The organism is Thalassospira sp., from assembly GCF_048059015.1.
GTDB lineage: Bacteria > Pseudomonadota > Alphaproteobacteria > Rhodospirillales > Thalassospiraceae > Thalassospira.
On the sequence record NZ_JBLLNT010000020.1, the window covers coordinates 64,110 to 81,694 of the forward strand.

A 17,585-nucleotide genomic window follows, 5' to 3' on the forward strand; every position below is an offset into this window, starting at 1 on the left:
TCGGCCGGTGCCTCATTAGTTCGTGGAAAAGATCGTGTCAGCATCCAGTAACAGCGCAAGACTAAAACGGGCAGCGGACACGCCTGCAGCGGGTGGTTTCCTGCGATCCTTTACACGGGCCGCCTTCAGCCGAATGGATGTTTTGCTGGTATCGTTCGGAGTGAACATTCTCAGTTTAGCCCTACCATTGGTCGTTCTGCAGGTCTATGATCGAATTGTCCCGGAAGACGCGATGGATACGTTTGCAATACTGATGGTAGGCATCGGTGTCGTCGCAGTGCTGGACTACCTGCTGAGGGCGGTGCGTAACCACATCACAGTCTGGTCCGCGGCAAGATTCGAACATGCGATAGGCACTCGCGCCGTCGGGCGGTTGATCGGCGCGGAAATCGACGAATTCGAAAAATCTCCTGCAAGCGCCCATCTCGACCGATTGGCGGCTATTGAACCGTTAAGGGATTTTCATTCCGGGCAGGGTTTGATCGCAGTCTCGGACCTGCCCTTTGTTGCCATATTTCTGTGTCTGATCTGGTTGATCGGTGGCGATCTGGTGCTCGCGCCTTTGTCTGTTGCAGGTGCCGCCGCGGTTTTTGCAATTTTACTGGGCAATCGGCTGGATGTTGCCATTCGGGAAAGAGCAGACTTAGATGATCAGCGCTACAACTTCATTTTCCAGGTCCTGAACGGCATCCATAGTGTGAAGGGACTTGGCATGGAAGCCCAGTTCCTTCGTCGCTACGAGAGCATTCTGGGACCGCTGGTGAGATCCGTTGAGAAAGTTGCGTTTCTATCGTCCCTAGGCCAATCGATGACAACCACTCTGAGTAATCTGGCCATGGTGGCAACAGGGGCCTTTGGCAGTTTGTTAGTGGTAAGCGGAACAATAACAGGGGGATCGTTGATAGCGTGTGTATTGTTGGCAGGACGAGCAGTACAACCGCTTATGAGGATGATCAGTCTCTGGGTTCAATCTCGGAATCTGAAGCTTGCCGAAGAAAGCCTCGATGCTCTTATGACATTGCCACAGGAGCATGACAGATACAGGTCCAAAAAGGTAACACCAGATCGCATCGGTGACATAGAAATCAACAATGTTACTGTCCATCGGAACACACCGGATTTCCCGGTATTGTCCAAGCTTAATATTAGCATTCCGGAAGGCTCCTTTATCGCCGTAAGAGGTCCGGCTGGGGGAGGCAAGGCTGCGTTCCTAGACCTTTTGGCGGGATACGCTCGACCGGATCAGGGAACCCTGACATACAACGGAATTGATGCCGAAAACGTCGATTTCGAGGCGCTCAGGCATCATATCGGTTACGGCAAACAGGAAGCGGTTCTGTATCGTGGTACGATCCAGGAAAATTTGACTTTTTCGGCGATAGATCGCACCTCGCCAAGGCGCTTCATTTCGCCAAACGGCTTGGCCTCGACGAAGATCTCGCCTTGATGCCAAAAGGTCTGAGCACTCAGGTTGGCGATACCGCTTCCGATGTTCTTCCCGGTAGTGTTCAGCAACTGATCGCTCTGGTCAGAATATTAGCACGCTCGCCTGAGCTATTGCTACTGGACGAGGTGTATTCAGTATTCGATCTCGATAGCGACCGTTTGTTCAGAGGACTGATACAGGAAATCAAAGGCAGCATCACAATAGTCATGATCACTAATCGTCCGTCTTTGATCAAACTTGCAGACTTCGCGGTTGAATTCGACAAGGGCCAGATAGTGGAAGTCATAGATCAGCGCCCAGATTTTTCTGACATCGAACCGATTGTGGATGAAAAGCCATGACAGGCGTCACTCTTTCTCAATCGGCACCTGAAGAAATGATGATCCAATGGCAACGCGCCATCATAAATGTGTATGGTGAAAATGCCTTGGCGAATCCGATTTTGTGTACCTTGCTCAATCTACTGGATGCGCTGGAATGGTACGGATCCTCCAGAAAGATTGTCGAGGCTCTGCCGGCCAATGATCATCAACTGAACACAGAAGATCTGCGAAACACTCTCGCTAGACTGGGCGTTAACACTATTCCTTTCCGGCGCAAGGCGACCGCGCTTCCTGAAACGCTCTGTCCTTGTTTGTTTGTAGATCGGACAGGGAAGCCAAGGGTTATACAAGGCCGAGTTGGTAAAGGTTTCACACTATCTGCTTCCGATTCCATCGGTGATATCGGATTTGAAAAACGTCTTCCGGCCGGAGAGCTGTTTCTTGTTGAAGAAATAGAAGAGGACATACTGACTGGCCCTGACGGGGCTCAAACATGGCTGAAAAAACTGGTGTCAGATTTTCGACCGGTCATTCTGTCGGCTTTTGGCATTGCCTTTTTGATAAATGTTTTATCTCTAACCGGTCCTTTATCGATAATGCTGATTTACGATCAGGTCATCGCCAAGGAATCAATCGAGACCTTGGACTGGCTTGTTATCGGCGTTGGTATCGCAGTCTGCTTTGAGATTTTTCTACGGATCGTCAGAGCCCGGGCACAGGCCTATATCGGCGCCAAACTGGACCATCAGGTGGGGCTCAAAGTGTTTGCACAGGTTCTGCACCTTCCCCCTCTGATGACCGAGCGTGCGCCGGTCGGTGGCCAGGTCACCCGTATTCGTGATTTCGATAGCTTTCGTGAAATATTTTCCGGACCGCTTGCCGGGATACTCCTCGATCTGCCGTTTACTCTACTGTTCATCATAATTTTGTTCTGGATCGGCGGTCCGATTGCAATCATCCCTATCTGCCTTGGCTTGGCATATTTCGTTCTTGCAAAGCTTTTTGTGCCTGCACTGAGCGACAGAACCAAAAAGGCCGGCAAGGCCAGATCCAATCGCTACTCGTTTCTTGTCGAGCTAATGTGGTGGATGCGCTCTGTGAAGCAACAAGACGGTGCCCAGATTTGGCGTGATCGTTTGCGTAAATTGTCCGCCGATGCCTCCTGGGCCAACTACAATGTCAATCGTTTGCATTCCAGTGGCACCGCACTTGCTCAGACCATAATGTTCATATCCGGTGTCGCAACCTTGGGCATCGGTGTTGGTCAAGTTTCGAGCGGTGCAATGTCCTTGGGGGCTCTTATCGCAACAATGATACTTGTCTGGCGGATTTTGGGTCCTATCCAGACATTGTTTTCACTGGCCAGCAGACTTGAGCAAATTAAACAAAGCCTGAAGCAATTAGTCGACCTTCTTGGGTACCGACGAGAACAAGAGCCGGGTCATGGTCCCGTCACACCGATTGAATTTAAGGGGAAGATTGAATTCAACAGGATCAGCATGCGCTATGCGGCCGATGCCAATCCGGCCATGCTTGGTGTGAGCTTTACTGCTTATCCCGGAGAACTGATAGGAATTGCCGGCGAAAGCGGGGCCGGTAAATCGACTCTGGCAAAACTGGCAATGGGACTATACGTGCCGCAAGGCGGTTCGGTGACACTCGACGGGATTGATCTTAGACAGCTTCGGCCAATCACTCTGCGGCAGACACTTGGATACGTTCCTCAGAAAAACCATGCATTTCCTGGAACGCTTTACGAAAACATTCGACTGGCGGACCCGACTGCCTCGTTTGAACAGGTTCGAAGCGCCTGCAGAATGGCCGGTATTCTGCACAAGATCGAGGCGTTGCCACAGGGTTTCGAAACATCATTTAAGGATGGCCTGCAGTCTCAGGTGCCGCAAGGATTCCTCCGACAACTGGCATTGGCACGGGCCTTCCTTACAGATGCACCGGTCTACGTTTTCGATGAACCTACAAGTTCTCTGGATGAAGATGATGAACGCTTCTTTTTGCGCGCATTGGAGCTTTTGCGAGGCGACAAGACTGTGTTGATGGTAACGCAACGGCCTAGCCATATGCTGTTGTGTGATCGGTTGTTGTATCTGGAAAAAGGTCAGGTTCGTATGTTCGATAAACCTGAGCGAGTGCTTGACTTGATTTATGCAGCAAACATGACTCGACCTCACGTGGTTCAAGGTCAGTTACAGCCTCCACCGGCCCCGGGTAGTTTGCCCACCGTACCAACGCCGTAAGGCCTAAAGTTTCGTACCCCGCATCGGGAAGATGAAAAGGAAAGATAGATGGCTGGACATAAAATGCGCATGTCGAGACGCGATATCAGTTACCTGACTCGCGAGGAAGCTCTTGAACAAATCGCACCGTCAAGATTTCGCACTTTTTGCAGCGGCTTCGACAGTGGCGCTGGTAATAGCCAGTGTAGTCTGGTCAGGTTTTGTGTCTGTTACGTCGGTAGCCGTTTCCAAGGGTGAGATTATTCCCAGCGGTGATGAAAGGGTCGTACAACATCTGGAAGGTGGGATCATTCAGCAAATCAATGTCTCGGACGGAAGTTTGGTTGAAAAAGGCGCTGTTCTTTTAACCTTTGATCCGACGTTACGTCAGGCGGAGCTTGATCAAATTCGCGCGCGTGAAGCGGCTTTGACGATTCGTGAGAGAAAGCTCCGGGCCCTTATCGACGGTCGAGAATCCATAGACTATTCCGATCTTCAAGACGAATATCCGGAACTGGTTGAAGAGGCGCTTGTATCTGTTCAGGCAACAAGGGAGCGGGTAAATGGTCGCATCGCCGTTTTACAGGCCCAGATCGAACAACGCGAAAGAACTGTCGACATTTTCAAACAGCAGGCGGCAAGCCTGAACGACCAGTACAAACTGGTAACAGAAGTCGCAGAAATGCGGGAGGATCTTTCAAGAAAGGTCATGGCTCGCGCGTTAACCTGATCGGAGCCCGGTTGGAGCAATCGAAGGTTCAGGGATCGCTGACAGAAGCCCGCGTGTCGCAGGAACAGGCTGGTATCTCTATTGAAGAAGCGCGCAACCAGATAAAGGAATTGAAACTGAATGAACGATCAACCGCAATGGAAGAACTGAGTGATGTTCTCGCTGAACTTGCGGAGGTTCGCCAGAATCTGGAAAGGCTGGGAGATCGCGTTAAAAGGTTGAGTGTCGTCTCTCCGGTAGCCGGTGTAGTCCATCGTCTTCAGGTAAATACGCCAGGTGAGGTTGTCGAGTTGGCAGATGTCCTGATGACAATTGTCCCGCTGGACGAGGAAGTTGTCGTCGAAACCAGTATCGAACCAAAAGATATCGGGCATCTGAAGATTGGCCAGCCTGCCAAAGTAACAGTCAGTGGTTTCGATGCGCGGCGTTACGGTATCGTATCAGGCGTGTTGACGCAGATTTCGCCTACAACCTATTCGAACGAAAAAGGTGAGGCTTATTTCAAAGGACGTATTGTTCTGGACAGCGATACGATATCCGCCGGCGATGTTACCCACCGGATTGTTCCGGGCATGACCGTGCAGGCCGATATCGCTATTGGAGAACAAACGCTTTTGGAGTATCTGACCCGTCCTGTTTATGTTGCTCTGACCAAAGCGTTCACTGAAAGGTAGGTTTTCTGAACCTCAAAGGCTGTGTCAGAAGAAACTAGATTGAGGCAATTTGAGTATCCGGATAGCCTGCTTCGATAACAAAATCCCCATTCCGCTATTTCAAGTCGTCACCCGAGATCATCCGGCTTGCGGTAATGCTGTAAATTCGGTTTCCGCTATTGCTGCGTAATGCAGAATATCTTCTGCATGAACGGTGCATCGTCTTTGCCATGAAACGGTTCGGTTCTGGTGGAACTGGTTCAGTCCAATGTTTGCTGCCGAAATCCGGAAACGTCGCGTTACAAACCGTTCAGTTTCAAATTGGCGGTAGCATCTCGATGAGGTGTTCGTGAAGGTCAATGGAGAAGCCCACTATCTGTGGCGTGCTGTTGACCACGAAGGAGAGGTGCTGGAATCCTGTGTCACCGCACGCCGCGACCGTAGAGCCGCACCAGCATTCTTGAAAAAACAATGAGACGATATGGCCTGGCAAAGGTCATTGTGACGGATCGGCTGAAGTCCTATCGTGCGGCAATGAAGATCGTTGGTAATCATGCAGCCCAGGAAATTGGTCGGTGGAAGAACAATCGAGCTGAGAATTCTCATCTCCCGTTTCGGCGACGAGAGCGAGCCATGTCCAGGTTCAAGCTCAAACGAAGTCTGCAAAAATTCTCATCCGTCCACTCTGCCATTTTCAACCACTGCAACTTTCAAAGACATCTTGTTTCAAGAGACGAATTCAATCCTCAACGATCCGCTGCACTTTCCGAGTGGCGGCAACTTTGTTCTGCATACCTCGTCCCTCATTCCAGGGCAGCGGAGACGAGTTCGAATTCGTTCGACAGCACCCTTACCAATAAGTAATTGCATCCACGAAGAGGTTTTTCAGGTCAGACTCTGACGTCTCGCACGGCGCATTCTGCAACAATCGTTGCTGTGGAAAAGCACCGGCCGTCAGGGCTTCAATATCATCATCACAGTACCCAACACCGCCAATACCGTTTGGCATCTCAGTTGACTTCATCAGATGTATGAGCCGTGACGAAAGCACTTCAGCAGCATCGTCTTCTGACGCACCCAGCAAATCGGCGCCCAGCCACCCCGCTGCTTCCAGATGTCTGTGCGGACTGGCCGATGCTGTAAAGCGAAAGACACTGGGGGCATTCACTATTACTGAAATACCATGCGGGCAAATAGCCTCTTCATCAGGATAACCATCAGGCTGATAGTTCGTCACCAGTCCTGCTACCGAATACGCCATACCGTGGGGCAGATGAACGCCAGCGTTCCCAAAGGCAATGCCTGCAAGTGTTGAGGCCCACATCAACTTCTCACGCGCCTCTGTATCGGCGCCATCGTTGACGGCACGATCGATGTATTGGCCTAGAATGCTCAGGGATTCCCTGCAACCAATGTCACTCCATGGGTTTGCTCCCTGACTCATCGGCCTTTCACTTGGCCGGTCCGGTCCCGGTCTTATTGAGTAAGGTCGTGCAGTGTAGGATTTGAGAGCATGGGACAGAACATCGAAGGCGCTGGCAGCGACGACATTTTTCGGCATTGAATGGGTGCAAAGTGGATCGACCAGCGCCCGGGTAGGACGCAGATACTTCGATACGATGCCTGTTTTTGCTTTCATTGCCAGCAGATCAAATACGGCGATGCCGGTGCATTCACTGCCGGTACCGGATGTCGTCGGGCAGGCGATATGCGGCTTTAACGCAGACGGGGGTTGCTGTCCGTCGCCAATGGGTGCGTTCACATAGGTCAGGAAATCAGCCGGATGGCTTGAATACAAGTTTGCTGCTTTGCAGGTATCGATGACTGACCCGCCACCAACGGAAATGAACCCATCGAACCTGCCTTCACTCGCGAACCGGCTGGCCGTTTTGAACGAGGTATCTGTCGGTTCCACGCGGGTCTCGTCGTAGACCACTACGTCCAGGCCCGAGGCTATCAGAGATTGCCTGACAGTCTCAACATGCGGCAATTTTGCCAGGACTTTGTCTGTAAAAAGTGCAATGCGCCGAATTCCCAAAGCCGCGGCAACATCTCCCGCTTCCGCCAGGCACCCTTTACCAAACGTAATTGCGTTGGTATCGACACTGAAAGCGGTATCGCCGCCCTCCGCCGATGCATAGTAATGGCAACAAGACATTCCCGGTTCCCGCCTAGAAAAGATCGCCCAGCGTACAATTGACAAGAAGCTCAGCGACCGCCGCTCCGTTCGGCAGGGCCATAACCGTAGCCGTCAGTTCCGCCAGATCATCGGGTTGGATCATGTCATCACGCGAAATGCCGGTCGCACTGGCGGCCATATCGGTGTTCACCCAGCTTGGACAGAGCGCCACTGCCCGCACCCCATCGTCCCAACCTGCACGCCGTGTCGCATGCGTTACTGCCTGCAAAGCAAATTTGCTTAACGCGTAGCCTGTTCCGTCATTGGTGACACGCTTGCCGGAGAGAGAAGAGACATTCACAATTCGCCCGCTTCCGGACTTTCTGAGATAGGGAAGAGTAAGCCGGGTCATTCGCATAGGCCCTTTGGCGTTTACTTCCCAGAGCTTGTCGAACGTTTCCTCATCCTCGTCTTCCAGATTCACCATGCCGCCCATGCCGGCGCTGTTTACCAATCCGTCTATTCGTCCAAATCGATCAACCGTCGCCTTTACCCATTCCTTGTTGTTGGTAGGATCAGTAGCTTCATAAGCATGGACCAGGATCCGGTCGCTGTCCTCCTGTGCTGCCCAGGCAGTTAGTTTGTCCAGTTTTCGCGCGCCAAGGCTAAGACTGTATCCCTTACTGAACAGACATTTGGCTATAGAGTTGCCGATGCCGCCACTGGCTCCGGCAACCATTATCACACGACCTTGCGGTATTAGCATTCAAACCTCCTAAAAAAGTACAATAGTCACCTGTTGCCGGTCCTAGTCTCTGTTTGATCTTTTCATGCATTCGGCAAGCTGGCGTATACCGGCCTCAATCTGGGATACGGAAGGGTATCCGAACGCCAGTCTTAAGTAGGGCACATCGTTTCCGTTAATGTGGAAGTTGCGGCCCGGCAGATATCTCAATGACGATGCCTCTGCTTCTTTCTCCAGCCGGTCAACGTCAATTGAACCGGCGAGCTGTACCCATATGAACAATCCTCCCGCAGGGGATACGTATGAGCACAGATTACCGCAATGCGTCTCGAGAGTATTCAGCATTGCATCTCGTTTCAGTTTTAGCGCAGCATTTGTTCTGTCGATGTGCTGCCAGAGTTGCCCGCGCAGGTATTCTTCAGTGACGGCGGCAGCCAGCGTGTTCGGGCCGGCATCGTGCCGATGGGGCAGAATTTCATTTAACAACGGTGGTTCCGCTATCAGGTATCCCAGCCTAATACCCGGCGCGAATATCTTTGACAGTGAAGAGAGGTAGATGTGCCGCACATCACTGGCCATGGCATACAAAGCGGGTGGTTTTTCGCCATCGTAGTGAACATCTGCGTAACAGTTGTCTTCTACCAGAATGCAGCCGAACTTTCTCGCTACGTCCAGAAGTTCGCGCCGCCTTTCCACGGGCATCACCGTCCCTGTAGGGTTCTGGTAAGTCGGTAATGTATAGATAAACCCCGGCTTTCGATCTTGGCTGACCAGAGTAGAGAGAATGGATTCCAGTTCGCTGGTTTGCATTCCGTGGTCATCACAGGGAACGCCGACCATATCGATTCCCATATCAGCAAAAGCATTAACAGATCCTGGATAACAGAATTCTTCCATGACAATGCAACTGTTCTCATGCCTGCAGAAAGTCTGTGCGATGAGTGTTATGGCTTGCATGGAGCCATTCGTCAGAATCATGTTTTGCGGATCGACACGAACACCTTCTCGGTCGAATTCACGGTCCGCCATGAGACGTCTCAGGCCTTCGTGTCCATACTTCCCAGGATAATGGCTCAAACTCTCCGACAGACCGGGTATGACACGTCCGGCAGCCTTTGCGAAAGCTTCGGAAGGAAAGGTTTCCGGGTTCGTATTGCCGGTTCCGAAATCGAATTTGTAATCCACCATCTGGGAACTCTGTATAGCGCCGGAATCAGCGCGCATAGGGGCGTTCCGGCGCACCGGTGCGTTGCCGGTCGCGCCAGTCTTCGGCGAAGTAGCTCGGTTGATTGGCAGATGGCAGCGGCTGTTTTCCAAGGATGATGTCTGACGCTTTTTCGGCCATCATGATGGTCGGAGCATTGAGATTGGCGTTGGTAATGACAGGCATGATGGAAGAATCAACAACACGCAGATTCTCCAGGCCATGCACTCTGGTTTCGGGATCCGCAACGGAGAGTTCGTCCGTTCCCATTTTGCAGGTACAGGAAGGGTGATAGGATGTGTTGGAGTTTTCTGCGATCCAGTCATCCAGTTCATCGTCACCGGAAATCGATGCGCCCGGTCGAATTCCGAATCTCGATACGAGTCAAAACCTGCTTGTGCGATAATTTCTCGTGTCAGCCTGACACCGTTTCTGAGCGCAGCCCTGTCATCTTCGTGCTGGAGATAATTAAACAGGATCTCAGGCGATTCCCTGGGATCATCGGAGCGGAGTCTTACATGACCACGACTGAATGGCTTTCCATGACTTATGAACGCGTGGAACCCATGCCCTTTGAATGTGCTTGATCCATCAAATACCGCTGCCACCGGATTGAAATGATACTGGATGTCCGGAAACGGAATCCCCGGCTTGCTGCGAATATAGCCGTTCGCTTCATAATGTGGAGTGGCGCCGATGCCATCTTTGAATATAAGCCATCTTAGACCGGCTAAAGCCTTTGAGTACCAGTTAAGTTTTCCGTTCAATGTTATCGGTTTAGGGCATTCATAGTGAAGGGATACACCAAGATGATCCTGCAGGTTTTCGCCGACACCGGGTAGGTGATGCAGCACATCGATTCCCTGGGCCTTGAGATCGGGCGCATTTCCAATTCCGGAAAGCATCAGTAGCTTCGGTGAGTTGAATGGTCCGGCACTTAAGATGATGTCGCGTGTTGCTTTGGCAGTTCTGATTGCTCCATCCTTCTCATACTCCACACCAATGGCTTTTTTTCCCTCAAATAAAATTCGTCGGGAAAGAGCATGCATTTGGACATCGAGATTTGTCGCTTCATTGCCGGTTTCAGATAAGCGTTTGCGGTTGATGATCTGACGCCGTTCCTGATCGTCAAATCCATTCTGCCAAAGCCTTCCTGCTGGTATCCGTTGACATCTTCCGACTTTAGATATCCGGCCTGCACACCCGACTCGATAAATGCATGATAAAGCGGATTGTCCATATTGTTGCCATTGCAGGTATACAACGGCCCGTCACCACCACGATAGGAATCGGCACCGTACTGGCACTGCTCCGCTCTCCGGAAATAGGGAAGGCATTCCTGGTAGGACCATCCTGTCGCGCCCAAATCCGCCCATTGATCGAAGTCACCGGGATGACCTCGAACGTAACACATACCATTGATGGAAGAGGTCCCGCCGATTACCTTGCCTCGCGCGTGATGAATGCGGCGCCCTTTCAGTCCCGGCTCGGGTTCTGTCATCAAACCCCAGTCGTACTTTTTCTTGGTCATAGGTATATAGCATGCCGCAGGCATCTGAATGAATACGCTGTTGTCACGGCCACCGTACTCAAGAACGAGCACCTTGCATGAGGAGTCTTCACTCAGTCGGTCGGCCAGCACACAGCCAGCTGAACCAGCACCGACTATAATGAAATCATATTCCTGTTCGACCATTCGAGAGGCCTTTTCTGTATGATCCTTACTTTTTTCAGGCATCCAGCCTAGCAAATACTAAATCGTTTTACTAACATATTTTTGTGTCAGCTGTTTTTTACCGAATACAAGGCGAATCGGAGTGATATAGAGAGATACCGTAGCATGTAGTTGTTGACCGCAGCAGTACTGCGAATACAGTATTGGCCCTTCAACATGACGCTCGCTGCGCCTAATCAGGCAGAAAGTAACGATGCCCAAGCATCAGGCCCCGACAATCACAGATGTTGCCAAGGAGGCAGGCGTATCGCTTGCCGCTGTCTCTCGAGTCTTGAGCGGAGACAAATCTTTCGTCGTTCGTGACGAGACGAGAAACAGGATTACCGAGGCGGCCAAAAAGTTAAAGTATAAACCTAACCCCGTCGCTCGTGGGTTGCGAACTTCCAGGACTTATTCGCTCGGCATCATCGTGCCGGAGCTCGACAACCCTGTGCATGCCCGTATCATTATTGGCGCGGAACGAGCGGCAGCAGAAAGGGGTTATTCACTTTTGATAGCGCATCGTGATACCGGAATGTCAGAATCCGGCATCTATGAAAGGCTGGTTCGGCAGAACCACGTAGACGGACTTATCGTGGCAACACTGCAAGATGAGAAAGTCGGAATAACTACGCTGAATGAACTCGGAAGTCCCTATGTTCTGGTTAATCGCAAGGCAAGGGGCGCAGGTCACCATGTCGTTATCGACGACAGAGGCGGATCAAAAAAGGCCATAGAATATCTTGTATCGCTGGGCCATCGCCGGATCGCCCATCTTTCCGGGTCTCCAAAAAGATACAACTCCAAATGCCGCTTCCAGGGATACAAGGATGGCCTGGAATCATCGGGTCTGAAGTTCGATAAATCATTGGTTTTTGAAGCAGGGTATACCCTGGAGGGCGGTGCGGCCGCAGCACAGGCCCTTTTGAACTCTGACGCTGAAAGACCTACTGCGGTATTCGCATCCACGCTGTTTGTCGCTGCAGGTGCGATGAGCGTCTTTCGGGACAGCGGCGTAAAAGTGCCCAGGGATATTTCCGTTATTGGTTTCAATGATGGCGCGATCGCCGAGATTCTTGCGCCTCCCTTGACCACCGTTAAAACTCCTCTGGAACAGATGGGAGTTGAAGCTGCTATGAGCCTGATCAACCATATCGAGGGCGTGCCTGCGATCGACAAACAAATGCTTGAGGAAACTGTAATTGTTGTGCGCGCCTCAACCGCAAAACCAAAAAAGCCCGCCAGTAAAAAAAGCATCTAACGCTTAGCATTGAATATCGACCTATTGACAGGCCGAAAGGTTTCGCTGTTAACTGTGCCAGTAAATCGTTTTACTATTTTGGCGGATCAGAGACTTTGCAGCAGATTTTGACAAACTCCTACATTGCGACACCAAAGATCGAGGACGCCCGCAACGTTGTTGTCGGCAGCGAAAGTCCGTTCTGGCTGAGTGCCCTGAAGTCAGAATTTGGCGAGGAACACGTACATTCCGATTTCGAGTCAAGGTTGGCCCACAGTCGTGACCGCCTGCCGATGGGGCGCTTTCAGCATCGATCAGGCCGGTTGACCCGAGCATTGCCGAATGCGGTGCTGGAACCGACGACCATCGAGCAGTTGACGAAGGCCGTTGAGTTCGCCACCAGCAACAATCTTTCCGTCATACCATATGGAAATGGGTCTGGTGTTCTGGGTGGAACCGTTGCCCTTGACGGTGAATTGATTGTTTCGCTGAGAAAGCTGGACCGGATTTGGAGATTGATGAAACCAATAATGTTGTAAGGGTAGAGGCGGGTGTAAACGGTCGTACTCTGGAAGATGCGCTCAATGAACGAGGCTATACCTGCGGCCATTATCCCCAATCACTGGATATGTCGACAGTCGGCGGTTGGGCTGCATGTCGAGGGTCCGGGCAAGGATCAACATACTATGGCAACATAGAGAACATGATTGTCGGTATGAAAGTGATCCTGCCTAATGGCAAGACCGTCACCATCCGGCACGTACCGCGGCGTTCCGTGGGTCCCAGTCTGATGGATATCTTTATAGGGTCCGAGGGTGTTCTTGGTCTGGTTGCCGAAGTTACACTGAAAATCTGGCGACGTCCGGCCCATACAATTGAAAGCGTGGTTTGTTTTCCGACTCTAGGAGACGGGTTGGACGCTCTTCGGGGGGTCATGCAGGCAGGTCTGCGACCCACATTGTTGAGGCTCTACGACAGAGGTGAAAGCGAGCGGTGGGGACAGGACGATCTGGCCAAAGACAAGCAATCGGTCTTGTGCATGATTGAGTTTGCCGGGCGTAAACTGGTTGCCGATGCTGAGTTTGCTGAAGCTGGCGCTATTTTCAACCAGCATGGCGGCACTTTCATAGGCGAGAGCCCGATTAAAGATGGAAATCGGTACGCTTCAAGTCGCATTCGGATGCGCATGTCGACGCCGGTGGTTTCTATGACACGATTGAAGTTTCTGCGCCTTGGTCGAAAGTTGAAGGAATGTACAATTCCATCCGGAAGAAAGTGTCCGAAATGCATCCTACCGCGCATTTGAATGCGCATTGGTCACATGCTTATTCCGATGGTGCCTGTATGTACATGACCATGAAACTGCCCGCTATGCCTGATGATGCAGGGTTCACAATGCACTCGGATATCTGGAGCATCGTAATGAGAGGCTGTCTTGATATGGGGGGCTCGATCAGCCATCACCATGGAATTGGATTTTTCCGAGAGAAATGGCTCGCTGAGGATTTGGGGGGAGGTTATGAGGTGTTGTCACAGTTGAAAAAAGGCCTCGATCCCTTGGGACTGTTTAATCCGGGCAAACTTTTAGTCGGCGTTGATGAATAATTTTTAGGAGGAACATGGCGGTGTCGACAGTCCCACGATTGATGGGAATTGACCTGGGTGCAGGCAGCCTGAAAGCTACCATTATTGGGGTGGATGGGGTTGTGCTCGGTTCTGCGTCTTCACCGGTTCGGACAGAATCAAAACAGCCAGGCTGGGCCGAACAGGACCCGGAGGAGTGGTATCAGAGCCTATGCAACGCTGTTCCCGCAGCGATCAGCGAAGCGAATATCGACTCTGCTGAAATCAAAGCTGTCTCGTTTTCCGCCGGCGCTCATACCCCGGTTCTCCTCGACAAGAACGACCGGTTAATCCGACCTGCGATTATGTGGAGCGACCAGCGAAGTGGCGCTGAATCGCGCGAGCTAGAATCAATTCGGTGATGAGATACGCCGGATCGGATTCAATTCACCAAACCCGACCTGGACTCTGCCTCAGCTAAAGTGGCTGAAACGAAACGAACCTGACGCCTTTGCCCGTATTGCAAAAATTATGGTTGCCAAGGATTACCTGAGATTCCGGATATCAGGCGCCTGGCAAACAGATAGGGTGGACGCGGTAGGAACTCTGTTCGCAGATGCGCAGTCTCAAACATGGTCAGAAGAGCTATGTGCCATGGCTGATATTGAGGTCGACCTGTTGCCGCCGATTGTGAACCCGGTTGATCAGGTAGGCACCGTTTCCCGGCGCGCAGCGGACGACACAGGCCTGTCAACAAGCACGCTTGTAATAGCCGGCACGATGGATACGGCTGTAGAATGCTATGGGGCGGGTGCCGTGAAGCCGGGTCAGGGCGTAATCAAGCTTGCAACGGCCGGCACAGTATCTGTCGTTACCGATCATCTGGCTCATCATAACGAAGTGATCGATTACCCCCATGTTCTGCCAGGCTTTGGGTTTACAATAACCGGTACAAATTCCTGTGCATCGGCACATCGATGGCTGCGAGATCAATTTTTTACCGGACATGCACCAGGTGAACCGGAAACTGACAAAACGGACGCCTTCGATGTAATGGAACGGTTGGCATCGACAATACCGCCTGGCTCAAACGGTTTGCTGTTTCACCCTTATCTGCAAGGCGAACGTTCACCCTACTGGGATCCTAAGCTCCGTGCGGACTTCATCGGCATCACCATGCAACACACAAGAGGCCACTTCGTAAGAGCAATGTATGAAGGGATAGCATTCTCGCTTTTGGATTGCCTGGAGTCGCTCCGGACGCAGGGTCTTCAGCTGCTTAGCACCCGCATTATCGGCGGCGGCACCAGGAGCAAAACCTGGCGGGAGATCGTGTGTAATGTGATTGGCTCGCCCATAGAAGTTCCCGAAAATGGTGATGCGTCCTACGGCGCGGCGCTTATTGCCGGCGTTGGGGCCGGAGTATTCTCAAGTGAACTCGACGCTGTTGATCGATGCGTCAAGATCACAGAGCGAATTGAACCAAACCGGTCTTTACACGAGTTCTATCAGGAAGTTTTTTCAATTTACAAGGAGTCACAGGCCAAGCTGGCCGCAATCAATCATCGCATCACTGATATGCAAGAATCTATCAGAGTGTGAGAATGGATTGCATTTTTGTTTAAAGAGTAAAACGTTTTAGTTTAAGCAAATCCACCTAGAGATTTGCGGGAAAATGAGAACAACAACATGTTTAAACGGAGGATGAAATGTCTGAGATGAAGCAAACAGAGAATATGATGCTGAATGGGAAAATCGACCGTCGCAGCTTTGTGCGGAGCCTGTCGGCAATTGGTATCGGTGGCGGCATTGCCACCGGTCTTGCAGCCTCGCTGACAAGCAAGAAAGCGCTTGCCGCTGGACCCAAGAAAGGGGGTCATTTTCGGATGGCCATGGGGCATGGCGGAACGACAGATGTGATGGATCCTGGCCTTATCCTTAATGGGGCGCTGACGGCCATGCATTTCGCAATCACAAATATGCTTACCGAGATCAATCCGGATGGATCGCTGCGTCCTAAACTAGCCGAGGAGTGGTCTGCATCATCCGACGCTTCTACCTGGACCTTCAAGCTGCGCAAGGGTGTGACCTTCCATGATGGGCGTAAGTTCACAGCGAATGACGTGATCGCCTCGATAAACCATCATAGAGGTGAAAGATTCCAAGTCGGGCGCGAAAACGCTGGTCGATCCAGTCAAGGATATTCGGGCGGATGGGTCTCATACCGTTGTGTTCGAGTTGGAAGCCGGCGATGCGGACTTTCCTTTCAAGATGGGCGAATTCAACTTCCCGATTTATCCGGCCAACGCCGACGGATCGCTCGATTGGCAGTCTCATGTCGGGTGCGGTGCTTATATCCTGAAAGAATACGAACCGGGGGTTCGTGCGGCTTTTGCACGAAATCCGGATTACTGGATGTCAGGCGAAAGAGGCAACTTCGATACCTGCGAACTACTGACGATCCATGATGTGAGCACACGGCAGAGCGCGTTGGTCAGCGGTGATGTGGACGCAATCGATCGCGTTGCACCGAAGACAGCCAGCCTGCTGGCTGAACGGGACGGTGTCATCGTCGAGGAAGTGCCAAGCAAACTTCACTACACCTTCGAAACGCTTACAAACACCGCCCCGTTCGATGATGTGAACATCAGGCTTGCTGCAAAACACGCCCTGGATCGGGATGCCATGCTGCAGGCCATGTTGTTCGGTCATGGTGTAGTCGGTAACGATAACCCTATCAGCCCGGCCTACCGGTTTTTCGACAAGGATCTTGAACAAAGAACATACGATCCGGACAAGGCAAAATACCATCTGAAAAAGGCTGGACTGACGTCGCTTGACGTCAAACTGAGCGCATCGGATGCGGCGTTTGCCGGCGCCGTCGATGCGGCCGTTCTGTACAAGGAATATGCAAGGTCAGGCGGCATCAACATCGAGGTCGTACGCGAACCGAAGGATGGCTATTGGTCCAATGTATGGCAGCACAAGCCATGGGTTGCTTCGTACTGGTTCGGGACTCCGATGCCCGATGGTATCTTTACGATCGGCTACAAGGGTGGAGCCGGTTGGAATGCGACTTTCTGGGACAATGAAGATTTAATACGTTGCTGCTCGCCGCACGAGCCGAGCTAAACGAAGCAATGCGGGCCGAAATGTATAGTGAAATGCAACGAATTGTTCGGGATGACGCCGGCACAATCGTACCGATGTTTGCGAATGACATTTTCGCGACAAGCGACAAGATCAGACACGGAGAAATCGCGAACAACAATGAAGTTGATGGCAGGATGTTCTTTGAACGCTGGTGGTTTGCATAAGAACCACAATTGGAAAGGCGCCGTCGGCATTTGCCGGCGGCGTTTTCTTATTGCCGCTCTACTTCCTTAATGCACTCGATAAGACGGTCAACAGAGAGCGGTATTGCAAGATTTTTGATATATGGCGCCTCCCGGTGTGTAACCGTTGCTATTTCCTGGATTTGCGAATCCATCAAATTGTTGAATCCGAGCTTGCTCAAACGCGTTGGCAAACCGATATCTTCATAGAATGTCACCAGTTCGGATACGAACTCCGCCGGCCTTTCTTCAGCAATCAGTTGGACCAGAAGCCCCCA

The 17,585-nt window shown here is 51.7% G+C and carries 16 protein-coding genes and 4 pseudogenes; 14 read left to right on the top strand and 6 right to left on the bottom strand.

The window, feature by feature from the left end; genetic code table 11:
* Positions 1-34 precede the first annotated feature (34 nt).
* The 6 genes and pseudogenes from ACMZ66_RS20960 to ACMZ66_RS20985 all read left to right on the top strand — a co-directional run bounded on the left by ACMZ66_RS20960 (position 35) and on the right by ACMZ66_RS20985 (position 6,251).
* Positions 35-1,447: an ABC transporter transmembrane domain-containing protein gene (locus ACMZ66_RS20960; protein ID WP_416940322.1), complete on the top strand. Its 1,413-nt coding sequence runs from the start codon at positions 35-37 to the stop codon at positions 1,445-1,447.
* Complete coding sequence (locus ACMZ66_RS20965; RefSeq protein ID WP_416940324.1) at positions 1,447-1,788, top strand: hypothetical protein; 342 nt, start codon at positions 1,447-1,449, stop codon at positions 1,786-1,788. The genes ACMZ66_RS20960 and ACMZ66_RS20965 overlap by 1 nt, the downstream gene beginning before the upstream one ends.
* Complete coding sequence (locus ACMZ66_RS20970) at positions 1,785-4,025, top strand: peptidase domain-containing ABC transporter (protein WP_416940326.1); 2,241 nt, start codon at positions 1,785-1,787, stop codon at positions 4,023-4,025. The genes ACMZ66_RS20965 and ACMZ66_RS20970 overlap by 4 nt, the downstream gene beginning before the upstream one ends.
* A 112-nt stretch (positions 4,026-4,137) precedes the next feature.
* Positions 4,138-4,734 carry a biotin/lipoyl-binding protein gene (locus ACMZ66_RS20975; RefSeq protein ID WP_416940328.1) on the top strand — a complete coding sequence of 199 codons (597 nt, stop codon included), beginning with the start codon at positions 4,138-4,140 and terminating at the stop codon, positions 4,732-4,734.
* Positions 4,735-4,745: 11 nt separating this feature from the next.
* The gene (locus ACMZ66_RS20980) at positions 4,746-5,408 is read left to right on the top strand and encodes an HlyD family efflux transporter periplasmic adaptor subunit (RefSeq protein ID WP_416940330.1); all 663 of its coding nucleotides are present in this window, start codon (positions 4,746-4,748) and stop codon (positions 5,406-5,408) included.
* A 322-nt stretch (positions 5,409-5,730) separates the two neighbouring features.
* Positions 5,731-6,251: pseudogene (locus ACMZ66_RS20985) on the top strand (DDE-type integrase/transposase/recombinase).
* Here ACMZ66_RS20985 and ACMZ66_RS20990 read toward each other — a convergent pair.
* From ACMZ66_RS20990 to ACMZ66_RS21010, 5 genes and pseudogenes are all read right to left on the bottom strand, one after another.
* Positions 6,238-7,545: a hydroxyacid-oxoacid transhydrogenase gene (locus tag ACMZ66_RS20990; RefSeq protein ID WP_416940332.1), complete on the bottom strand. Its 1,308-nt coding sequence runs from the start codon at positions 7,543-7,545 to the stop codon at positions 6,238-6,240. The pseudogene ACMZ66_RS20985 and the gene ACMZ66_RS20990 overlap by 14 nt on opposite strands.
* Before the next feature lie 13 nt (positions 7,546-7,558).
* Positions 7,559-8,272, bottom strand: coding sequence for an SDR family NAD(P)-dependent oxidoreductase (locus ACMZ66_RS20995; RefSeq protein ID WP_416940334.1), 714 nt, complete (start codon positions 8,270-8,272; stop codon positions 7,559-7,561).
* 42 nt (positions 8,273-8,314) lie between these two features.
* On the bottom strand, positions 8,315-9,439 hold the full coding sequence (locus tag ACMZ66_RS21000) for a PLP-dependent aminotransferase family protein (RefSeq protein WP_416940336.1): 1,125 nt from the start codon (positions 9,437-9,439) through the stop codon (positions 8,315-8,317).
* A gap of 25 nt (positions 9,440-9,464) precedes the next feature.
* Positions 9,465-9,641, bottom strand: coding sequence for a hypothetical protein (locus tag ACMZ66_RS21005; RefSeq protein WP_416940356.1), 177 nt, complete (start codon positions 9,639-9,641; stop codon positions 9,465-9,467).
* A gap of 9 nt (positions 9,642-9,650) precedes the next feature.
* A pseudogene (locus ACMZ66_RS21010) lies at positions 9,651-11,193 on the bottom strand (choline dehydrogenase); the annotation flags it as partial.
* Between the two features lie 190 nt (positions 11,194-11,383).
* On the opposite strand from ACMZ66_RS21010, the gene ACMZ66_RS21015 reads away from it, so the two are divergent.
* The 8 genes and pseudogenes from ACMZ66_RS21015 to ACMZ66_RS21050 all read left to right on the top strand — a co-directional run bounded on the left by ACMZ66_RS21015 (position 11,384) and on the right by ACMZ66_RS21050 (position 17,104).
* The gene (locus tag ACMZ66_RS21015) at positions 11,384-12,430 is read left to right on the top strand and encodes a LacI family DNA-binding transcriptional regulator (protein WP_416940338.1); all 1,047 of its coding nucleotides are present in this window, start codon (positions 11,384-11,386) and stop codon (positions 12,428-12,430) included.
* Positions 12,431-12,702: 272 nt separating this feature from the next.
* Positions 12,703-13,103, top strand: a pseudogene (locus ACMZ66_RS21020) (FAD-binding oxidoreductase); the annotation flags it as partial.
* 96 nt (positions 13,104-13,199) lie between these two features.
* A complete protein-coding gene (locus tag ACMZ66_RS21025; RefSeq protein ID WP_416940351.1) occupies positions 13,200-13,715 on the top strand; it encodes an FAD-binding oxidoreductase in 516 nt (171 codons plus the stop codon).
* Complete coding sequence (locus ACMZ66_RS21030; protein ID WP_416940352.1) at positions 13,625-14,014, top strand: FAD-binding oxidoreductase; 390 nt, start codon at positions 13,625-13,627, stop codon at positions 14,012-14,014. The genes ACMZ66_RS21025 and ACMZ66_RS21030 overlap by 91 nt, the downstream gene beginning before the upstream one ends.
* A 14-nt stretch (positions 14,015-14,028) precedes the next feature.
* Positions 14,029-14,394 (top strand): FGGY family carbohydrate kinase, encoded by a 366-nt coding sequence (locus tag ACMZ66_RS21035; RefSeq protein ID WP_416940340.1) that lies wholly within the window; start codon positions 14,029-14,031, stop codon positions 14,392-14,394.
* Between the two features lie 13 nt (positions 14,395-14,407).
* Positions 14,408-15,574: a xylulokinase gene (locus ACMZ66_RS21040; RefSeq protein WP_416940354.1), complete on the top strand. Its 1,167-nt coding sequence runs from the start codon at positions 14,408-14,410 to the stop codon at positions 15,572-15,574.
* 377 nt (positions 15,575-15,951) lie between these two features.
* Positions 15,952-16,110, top strand: a pseudogene (locus tag ACMZ66_RS21045) (ABC transporter substrate-binding protein); the annotation flags it as partial.
* 13 nt (positions 16,111-16,123) lie between these two features.
* Positions 16,124-17,104 (top strand): ABC transporter substrate-binding protein, encoded by a 981-nt coding sequence (locus ACMZ66_RS21050; protein WP_416940342.1) that lies wholly within the window; start codon positions 16,124-16,126, stop codon positions 17,102-17,104.
* Positions 17,105-17,336: 232 nt separating this feature from the next.
* Here ACMZ66_RS21050 and ACMZ66_RS21055 read toward each other — a convergent pair.
* Positions 17,337-17,585 (bottom strand): hypothetical protein (locus tag ACMZ66_RS21055; RefSeq protein WP_416940344.1); only part of this gene is annotated, 249 nt, incomplete at its 5' end.